Source organism: Rhizobium sp. 10N427 (assembly GCF_056394605.1).
This window is the reverse complement of the sequence record NZ_JBFTID010000003.1, coordinates 469,481-476,156: the sequence shown is the minus strand read 5'-3', so window position 1 is coordinate 476,156 and position 6,676 is coordinate 469,481. Positions and strand designations below refer to the sequence as shown.

The 6,676-nt window shown below is 60.3% G+C and carries 4 protein-coding genes; 2 read left to right on the top strand and 2 right to left on the bottom strand.

Annotation, left to right across the window (positions count from 1 at the left end; genetic code table 11):
* The first annotated feature begins 463 nt into the window (after positions 1 to 463).
* Both AC1DIJ_RS09755 and AC1DIJ_RS09750 read left to right on the top strand, forming a co-directional pair.
* A complete protein-coding gene (locus AC1DIJ_RS09755; protein ID WP_112386076.1) occupies positions 464 to 2,401 on the top strand; it encodes a M23 family metallopeptidase in 1,938 nt (645 codons plus the stop codon).
* A 221-nt stretch (positions 2,402 to 2,622) separates the two neighbouring features.
* Positions 2,623 to 2,754 (top strand): hypothetical protein, encoded by a 132-nt coding sequence (locus AC1DIJ_RS09750; protein WP_477831382.1) that lies wholly within the window; start codon positions 2,623 to 2,625, stop codon positions 2,752 to 2,754.
* Between the two features lie 100 nt (positions 2,755 to 2,854).
* On the opposite strand, the gene clpB is transcribed toward AC1DIJ_RS09750, so the two are convergent.
* Together clpB and AC1DIJ_RS09740 are read right to left on the bottom strand one after the other, a co-directional pair.
* Entirely contained in the window at positions 2,855 to 5,455 is a 2,601-nt protein-coding gene (gene clpB / locus AC1DIJ_RS09745; protein WP_112386078.1) for an ATP-dependent chaperone ClpB, read from the bottom strand.
* A 239-nt stretch (positions 5,456 to 5,694) separates the two neighbouring features.
* Complete coding sequence (locus tag AC1DIJ_RS09740; RefSeq protein ID WP_112386079.1) at positions 5,695 to 6,600, bottom strand: S1C family serine protease; 906 nt, start codon at positions 6,598 to 6,600, stop codon at positions 5,695 to 5,697.
* Positions 6,601 to 6,676 lie beyond the last annotated feature (76 nt).

Here is a 6,676-nt window from a genome sequence, read left to right as displayed (position 1 = left end):
CCGAAAGCCTGGGAACAAATCAGCCTCAAAGGCCAACCTTCAAGAAATCCTAGAGCGAAAGACTTCGTCGCCTGCAGCGCCGCCGCCCTCGTTCAGTGACGCGGCTTATACGGCTATCACCCGATAACAGTCAACAGCACCCAACAAAGAATTCCAATGTTTCTCGTAAATAATTGTAATTGAAAGAGAATTCGAAATGGATGGCGCGGAGCACGATGATGGACGTGCTGAAAGCAGGCAGAGCGCCCGGTTTGCCCGCTTACCCCTTCAAAATTGTGGGGCGCCATCATTCCGCCGTGACAGGAGCACAATCGATACGGATAAGGACGCAGCATTCGAGCCAGTTTCAGGTCTTACAGTCATAAGGCACCTGATTTGACTCGCGTGCGCAAAATATGCACATCTTCAGGCCCAGCCAGTACGGCCCCGAAGAAGCCCATGAAAGGACGCGGACGCAGCTGCCATGATGACGGAGAAGATGATGATCCGCTCGTTGGGCAACGAGCCGCCGCTTCTCGCCGATGGCAGGCGTGCGCCCGACAAGCGCGAGGTTTCGCTCCGCTGGCTTTCCGGCACCTTTCTGACGGGTATCACCTCGAGCATCCTGATGGGAGTCGCCCTGTTCGCCGCCCTTGACGGCCGCCAGCAGCTGGCGATCCCGGCGGAAGCCTATGCCAACGTCAATGCAGACAGCCACGAGGATGCCGCGGTAACCCGTGGCGGAAGGCTGATCGCGCCGGCAATTGCCGCCAAGCCTTCCGACAAGGCGATCATGGAGGTCTCGACAGTCGTTCATGATGGCGACAAGGAAGTGGTGCGCCGCCAACCCTTTTCGCATGTGAAGATGCGCCTTGCCGCAAACCATGTCGCGACTGAGGATTATCCGGATTTCGACGCGCTCTCGATTTTTTCCGCCGACGAGCCGCTACCGGCACCAGCACAACGCACCGGCGCCATCTACGGCTCCGATGTCGAATCCGAAGTCGCCCTTAAGTCCGTGCCCTTCCCGACCGGCAAGAGCGACCTCAAGGTTGCCGCCGGCATGTCTTTGGAAGAAGTCGAAGAAAATGTCCGTTCCAACGGTTCCGTTCTAACGGACGGCTCATCGCAGGTGGCTGCGCTCTACTACGTCGATCCGCAGCGCTTCTCCAACGAAGACAACGATGTAGATCTGACCGCCGGTCTTTCCGCCCGCGTGCTCGAGCAGAACATGACCGTCTCAGCGCCTGAAACGATTACCCCGCAAACCGAAGAATTTGCCGACGATATCATCCCGGCGCGCCAGGATGTTCCGATCGCCAAGGCGCTGATCGATGCCGGCTACCCCGAGCCGCAGGCCACAATGCTGTCGGGCTACCTCTCTCAGCCGCTCGGCAGCGAAGAGCTCTCGAAAGGCGACGTGCTGCGCATCGGCATCATCCAGAAGGGCGAACAGGCAAGGCTGATCCGCGCCAGCGTCTATCGTGGCGCAAGGCATCTGGTCACCATCGCGCTCGATGACAAGGGCCGTTTCGTCGTCGCCAGCGAACCGCCGCATCTCGACGCTGTGGCGACCGCCTTCAGCGACGACACGCTGTCGGTTCCATCGGGCCAGAATCTGCCGCGTGTCTATGACGGTATCTATCGGGCCGCTCTGTCCTACGGCATGACCAAGGACATGACGGCGCTGATCATCAAGCTTCTGGCCGCCAATGTCGATTTCCAGGCACAGCTGAAATCGAGCGATTTCCTCGAAGCGTTCTTCTCGGTCGCCGACTCGACAGGCAAGGCCACGGACGATTCCGAACTGCTCTATGTCAACGCCCGCTTCGGCGACACGGCGATCCGCTTCTACCGTTTCCAGGCCGATGATGGCAGCGTCGATTATTTCGACGAGGACGGCAAGAGCATCCGCCAGTTCCTGCTGCGCAATCCGGTTCCGAACGGCATCTTCAAATCCGGCTTCGGCATGCGCCGTCACCCGATCCTGGGCTTTGCCCGCATGCATACCGGCGTCGATTGGGCCGCGCCCCGCGGCACGCCGATCATCGCAACGGGCAATGGCGTCGTCGAGAAGGCCGGCTGGGACTCCGGTGGCTACGGCAACCAGACGATCGTCCGTCACGCCAACGGCTATGAATCCTCGTATAACCACCAGAGCGCCATCGCCAAGGGCGTGGTCCCCGGTGCCAAGGTCCGTCAGGGTCAGGTGATCGGCTGGGTCGGCACGACAGGTGAATCGACCGGCCCGCATCTTCACTACGAGATGATCGTCAACGGCACCAAGGTCGATCCGCTACGCATCCGTCTGCCCGGCGGAAAATCGCTGGATGGCGACGCGCTGGCGAAATTCCAGGACGAGCGCAAGCGTATCGATACGTTGCTGAACAACCAGCCCGTCGATCAGGTTGCCAGCAAGTAATCTCGCCTCTGCCATGCAACGGCGATGCTCCGCCCAGCGAGTAGAAACCACCCCAAAAAATTTCGATTCAAGTAGAATTCATTTGAAGTAGACTATTCGAAAGTGATTCGGCATCGGTTTAGCTAAATGATTTGGCGGGCGACATGGAATCGAGCGATGCATTCGAAACGTGGGCTTTGTGCAAGGCACATGAGATCCTTTCGAAAGAAGGATTTCTTCTCATGGATGCCGCCCAGGCTCTGGACAAGAAACGAACAAAATCCAACGCCTTTCTCCTGCGCAACGCCATTGCCCGCTCCCTGATGGAAGCGGCGAGCCTGCGCAGCGTTCAGGCGGCAGGCGAAACCGCCTGATATGTCTCCACACCAGAACATGACCGCTCGGCGCACATGAAAATGCCGCCCCGGATCTCTCGCGGGACGGCACGTCATCTCATCGTCGGGCGCGCGCGGTTTATGCCGCTTCGCTGACTGTCTGCTTGGTGCGGAACAGCAGCCGGTCGGTGCCGTTCGTCACCTTGACCATCGAACCGTCAGGCACCTCGCCCGACAGGATCTGTTCAGCCAGCGGATCCTGAACATATTTCTGGATCACCCGCTTCAGCGGACGAGCGCCATAAACAGGATCGTAGCCCTTGTTGGCCAGCCAGTTGCGCGCATCCTCGTCAAGATCGATGATGATCTTGCGCTCGGAGAGCAAAGCCACCAGCCGCTTCAGCTGGATATCGACGATTGCGCCCATTTCCTCGCGCTTCAGGCGATGGAAAAGGATGATCTCGTCGATACGGTTCAGGAACTCCGGACGGAAATGCGCCTTGACGACGTCCATCACCTGTTCGCGAACGCTTTCGCTGTCGTCGCCCTCTGAAAGCTGGGTCAGGTAGTCGGCGCCCAGGTTGGAGGTCATGATGATCATCGTGTTGCGGAAATCGACGGTGCGGCCCTGACCATCGGTCAGGCGGCCATCATCGAGAACCTGTAGCAGGATGTTGAAGACATCGGGATGCGCCTTCTCGATCTCGTCGAACAGCACGACCTGATAGGGCCGGCGGCGGACGGCTTCCGTCAGCGCACCACCTTCATCATAGCCGACATAGCCGGGAGGGGCACCGATCAGCCGGGCCACGGAGTGCTTCTCCATGTATTCAGACATATCCATGCGCACCATCGCCGTCTCGTCGTCGAACAGGAAGCGGGCGAGTGCCTTTGTCAGTTCGGTCTTGCCGACGCCGGTCGGGCCGAGGAAGATGAACGAGCCGATCGGCCGGTTCGGATCCTGAAGACCGGCGCGCGCACGGCGGACGGCACGCGACACGGCCTGCACCGCATCACCCTGGCCGATCACCGATTTCGCCAGCTCGTCTTCCATTCTCAGCAGCTTGTCGCGTTCGCCTTCCAGCATCTTGTCGACAGGGATACCGGTCCAGCGGGAAACGATATGGGCGATATTGTCGGGGGTCACGACCTCCTGCACCATCGCGCCGCGATCGCCATCCTGCTTTTCGGCATCGGTAAGCTGCTTTTCAAGCTCCGGGATCACCCCGTAGGTCAATTCGCCGGCGCGCTGGAATTCACCCTTGCGCTGGGCGATCGCCAGTTCGTTCCGAGCCTCATCGAGCTGCTTCTTGATATCCGCGGCAAGGCCGAGCTTCTGCTTTTCCGACTGCCAGCGGGCGGTCAGGGCATCGGCCTCTTCTTCGAGATCGGTAAGTTCGGTCTCCAACCGCTTCAGGCGGTCGGCCGAAGCAACGTCGGTTTCCTTCTTCAGCGCTTCGCGCTCGATCTTCAGCTGCATGATGCGGCGATCGAGTTCGTCGAGCTCTTCCGGCTTGGAATCGACCTGCATGCGCAGGCGGGCAGCAGCCTCGTCCATGAGGTCGATCGCCTTATCCGGCAGGAAGCGGTCGGTGATGTAGCGGTTCGACAGAGTCGCGGCCGCGACTAGGGACGAATCCGAGATACGAACTTTGTGATGCTGCTCGTACTTTTCCTTCAGGCCCCGCAGGATCGAGATCGTGTCTTCGACCGTCGGCTCATCGACGACGACGGGCTGGAAGCGGCGGGCAAGAGCCGGATCCTTCTCGACATGCTTGCGGTATTCGTCGAGCGTGGTCGCGCCGACGCAATGCAGCTCGCCGCGGGCAAGCGCTGGCTTCAGCAGATTGGACGCATCCATCGCCCCATCGGCCTTGCCGGCACCGACAAGCGTGTGCATTTCGTCGATGAACAGGATGATCTCGCCGTTTTCGGACTGAACTTCGTTCAGCACCGCCTTCAGGCGTTCCTCGAACTCGCCGCGGAACTTCGCACCGGCAATCAGCGCACCCATGTCGAGCGCCATCAGCTTCTTGTCCTTGAGGCTTTCGGGCACGTCGCCATTGACGATGCGCAACGCGAGCCCCTCGACGATGGCGGTCTTGCCGACGCCGGGTTCGCCGATCAGCACCGGGTTGTTCTTGGTGCGCCGGGAGAGAACCTGGATGGTGCGGCGGATTTCGTCGTCGCGGCCGATTACAGGGTCGAGCCTGCCCTCGCGAGCCTCGGCGGTGAGGTCGCGTGCGTATTTCTTCAGGGAATCGAAGCCCTGTTCGGCATTGGAAGAGTCTGCCGTGCGGCCCTTGCGGATTTCGTTGATGACCTGGTTGAGGCTCTGCGCCGAAACGCCTGCATTCCTGAGGCTCTGCGCGGTGGAAGCAGACGACTCGATTGCCAGCGCCTGCAGCAGACGTTCGACGGTCACGAAGCTGTCGCCTGCCTTCTTCGCAGCCTCTTCGGCCGTCGAAAACACTTTCGCAAGCGGTGCCGCGAGATAGATGTTGCCGCTGCCGCCCGACACTTTGGGAAGCTTCGCAAGGGCAGCGTCGTTTGCCAGACGAGCGGCCTTGGCGTCGCCACCGGCACGCTCGATCAGCGAGGCGGCCATACCCTGGTCGTCGTCGAGCAGCACTTTGAGCACATGCTCGGGCGTGAATTGCTGGTGGCCCTGGGCCAAAGCGTAGGTCTGAGCGGACTGGACGAAGCCGCGAACGCGCTCGGAGTATTTTTCGATATTCATGCTGTACCTCCATGGATCGCCCTGCCCTGAAGAGGCACAGGCCGATGATTGAGATTGAGCTCCCTGAAAGGCAAGCCCGGCTCCACCGTTTTGGGATTTCGGCGAAGCAATCGGAGACGAATATGGTGGGATATCGCAGCAGTTTAAAGGGGGATTGCATTGAAAAGCGGCAGCGATTGCTGCCGCTCGCTCAGGATTTTTCAAGAGCCGCGAAACGCGTCGCGCAGAACGCCGAAGACCTATTGAAGCTGCGGCTTTTTAAGGAAGCTGTTGCGGTCGGCGGACTTGATGCGCAGCCAGGCTTCGCGCCCGTCGCGCAGCACGCGCATCGGGATTTCGGCACCGGCCGAACCGCTTTCCCAGACCTTGCGATAGAAATCCGCAAGTCCTTCCACCTCGCCGTCCCGGATTTCGGAGATAACGTCACCCCGCTTCAGCCCCGCCTTGGCGGCAGGACCATCCGGCGCCACGCTCATGACGATGACCTCGCCGTTGTTCTCCGCCGAAAAAGCGCCGAGCCAGGGCCGCGCAGGCTTGTTGATCTGGCCGCGATTGAGCAGGTCGTCGAGGATCGGGCGCAGAAGATCGATCGGCACCGTCATGTTGATATCCGCGACGTCACCATCCTTTGCCATCTGCAGCCGGAGCGAACCGATGCCGAGCAGCTTGCCCTCGGCATCGACAAGAGCAGCACCGCCCCAGGAGGGATGGGCGGGCGCCGTGAAAATCGCCTCGTCGAGCAGATATTCCCAGTAGCCTGCGAATTCCTGTTTGGCGACGATATTGGCCCGGACGAACTGCCCTATACCATCGGCCAGCATCACGGGATCACCGACCTTGGCATCCGAGGAATTGCCGAGCGGCAGTGCCGGGAGGTCGAGCGCACCAAGCGCCTGGATCAGACCGAAGCCGGTTTCCTGATCATAGGCAAGCGCATGCCCGGCAACGACATGACCGTCCTGACGCGTCAGCCAAACTTCCTCGGCTTCTGTGATCAGGTAGCCGATGGTCAGCACGAGGCCGTTTTCACGAATGACGACGCCGCTGCCTTCTCTGACTGTGCCGAGCGTGGCAGCGGTAAAGGCGTCCTCGGCGATGGAGGACCGAACGGCCACAATTGACCGCAAAATCTGATCTGTATTCATCTCTTTATCCTGACCGCAGATGCGCTGGCCGAAAGCGGGGCTGTCAGGACAGCGCACTGATATAAAGGTATGAACT